This window comes from Actinosynnema sp. NPDC023658, from assembly GCF_040639995.1.
Taxonomy (GTDB): Bacteria; Actinomycetota; Actinomycetes; order Mycobacteriales; family Pseudonocardiaceae; genus Actinosynnema.
Window position 1 is genome coordinate 1 of sequence record NZ_JBFAAX010000937.1, and the last position, 2,110, is coordinate 2,110.

Genomic DNA, 2,110 nt, shown 5'->3' on the forward strand with positions numbered 1-2,110 from the left:
CCCCGCGCCTGGTCCCGGTCGCCGGCATCGACTCCCGCGGCCAACTGCCGTACCGGGCCGCCGCGGCGCTCGCGACCCGCCTCGGCCTGCCCCTGGTCGAGCTGCCCGGAGGCCACCTCGGTCCCGTCGAACGGCCGGCCCAGTTCGCCCGGGCGCTGAGGGCGCTGCTCGACGCGTGAGGCGCGCTTCGGAATTCCGAAGAGCGCGCCCGCGGACAATCCCGGTCGATTCAAGAAAAGACAAAGGATTGCCCGACCGACGTGATCATTTCCGGCGTGTCGGCGGGCCGGAGATTTTCTTCACCGGCGGCTGCACCGAATATCCGGGCGCACGACGACCGTTCGGCTGAAGACCCGCCCACGAATAGCGGAGCGGTGCGGTCCGTTCGTGTTCTTGGCTCTTTCTTTCCTGGTCACGGCTCCCCCGGTCCTCTTAGTATCCCCTGGCGCAGTGCCGTCCGGCCCGTTCGACGAAAGCCGGCCCCACCCCACGGGAGCGACCGCGCACTCCGCGAATCGGTGATCACCGCCAGGGGGGCCGCATGACGAAGGCGGAGTTGCTCGCCGCGTATCGGACGATGTTCCTGACGAGGGTCTTCGAGGAAGAGATCCTGGCGATGACCGCGGTCGGGCTGGTGCCCGGTTACGTGCACCCGTGCACCGGGCACGAGGCGGTCGCGGCCGGGGTGCTCGCCGGTCGGATGCCAGAAGAGTGGGTGGTCAGCTACTACCGCTGCCACGGTCACGCGCTGGCGTGCGGCTCCGACCCGCTCGCCGTCATGCGCGAGGTGCTGACCCGGCGCGGCGGCCTGTGCGGCGGCAAGGGCGGGTCCATGCACCTGGCCGACCGCGCCAACCGGTTCCTCGGCGCCAGCTCGATCGTCGCGGCGCAGCTGCCGATCGCGGCGGGCGTCGCCCTGAACGAGCAGCGGGCCGGCGACGGTCGCGCGGTGGTCGTGTTCTGCGGTGACGGCGCGCTGGGGGCGGGGGTCGCCTACGAGACGCTGACCACCGCACGGCACCTCGGGCTGCCGCTGCTGGTGGTGTGCGAGGACAACGGGTGGCAGGACCACACGCCGAGCCACGAGGTCAGCTCGCTGCCGCCGGCGGGGTTGGTCGCCGGCCTGGGCATCGGGCACCGCGAGGTCGACGGCAACGACGTCACCGCGACCGCCCGCGCGGCGGCGGAGCTGCTCGCCGACTGCCGCGCCGGTGCCGGTCCCCGCGTCCTGGTGGCGCACACGTACCTGCGGCACTTCCACGCGCAGTCCGGCGCGGACGCCCCGGCCGAGTACCGGCCGGCCGCCGAGGTCGACCACTGGCGGCGGCGCGACCCGCTGGACGTGGCCGCGAACGAGCTGATCGCGCTGGGCGTCGACCCGGAACCGGTGCGCGCGGAGGTGGCCGAGGAGGTGTCACGGGTGGTCGCGGCCGCTTTGGCGACACCGGAACCGGAGCCCTCTTCCGCGACCACGTCGGTGGCCGTCGCCGGCTGGGTCGGGCCCTTCTGATGGCCCGCCGCCACCCGGCTTCGGCCGCACTGCGCAGCGCGTTGGAGGAGCAGCCGGACCTCGCCGTGCTGTGCACCCACCACCCGGCCGCCCACCGCGAGCTGTTCGGCGCCGACCGGATGATCCAGCTGCCGATCGCGGAGAACGCGATGCTGGGCATGGCGACCGGCATGGCGCTGACCGGTCGGCGCGTGCTGGTGAACGTCGCGCGGGCCGCGTTCCTGTTCAGCGCGTTCGACCAGCTGGTGAACCAGGCGACCAAGTGGCGCTACCTCACCGACGGCCAGTTCCAGGTGCCGCTGGCCATCCGCGCGCTCACCAGGGGCGGGGAGAACCTCGGGGCGCAGCACGAGCACGCGCCGCACGCCATGCTGGCGCAGGTGCCGGGGCTGGTCGTCGCGGTGCCGGGGTCGCCCAACTCGGCCGCCGGGCTGCTCGCCGCCGCGCTGCGCCACCCCGATCCGGTGGTGGTGCTGGAGTCGCCCGCGCTGTTCGCGCCCGGCTGGGAGTCGCTGCCTGAGCCTCCGACCGGCGCTGGGCGAGGTCGCCCACCACCGTGAACGACCGGCCCGGACAGCGCCGCATCAGCACCCGCCAGTC

At 73.6% G+C, this 2,110-nt stretch carries 2 protein-coding genes; both read left to right on the top strand.

The features are described from left to right. The first annotated feature begins 541 nt into the window (after window positions 1–541). Window positions 542–1,510 carry a thiamine pyrophosphate-dependent dehydrogenase E1 component subunit alpha gene (locus AB0G02_RS36630; RefSeq protein ID WP_360804010.1) on the top strand — a complete coding sequence of 323 codons (969 nt, stop codon included), beginning with the start codon at window positions 542–544 and terminating at the stop codon, window positions 1,508–1,510. Then, window positions 1,510–2,070, top strand: coding sequence for a hypothetical protein (locus AB0G02_RS36635; protein ID WP_360804013.1), 561 nt, complete (start codon window positions 1,510–1,512; stop codon window positions 2,068–2,070). The genes AB0G02_RS36630 and AB0G02_RS36635 overlap by 1 nt, the downstream gene beginning before the upstream one ends. Window positions 2,071–2,110: the final 40 nt, after the last annotated feature.

Bases quoted from the DNA above. Each gene is read 5' to 3' on its own strand.
- AB0G02_RS36635 (WP_360804013.1), top strand. From the start codon at position 1,510: ATGGCCCGCCGCCACCCGGCTTCGGCCGCACTGCGCAGCGCGTTGGAG.
- AB0G02_RS36630 (WP_360804010.1), top strand. From the start codon at position 542: ATGACGAAGGCGGAGTTGCTCGCCGCGTATCGGACGATGTTCCTGACG.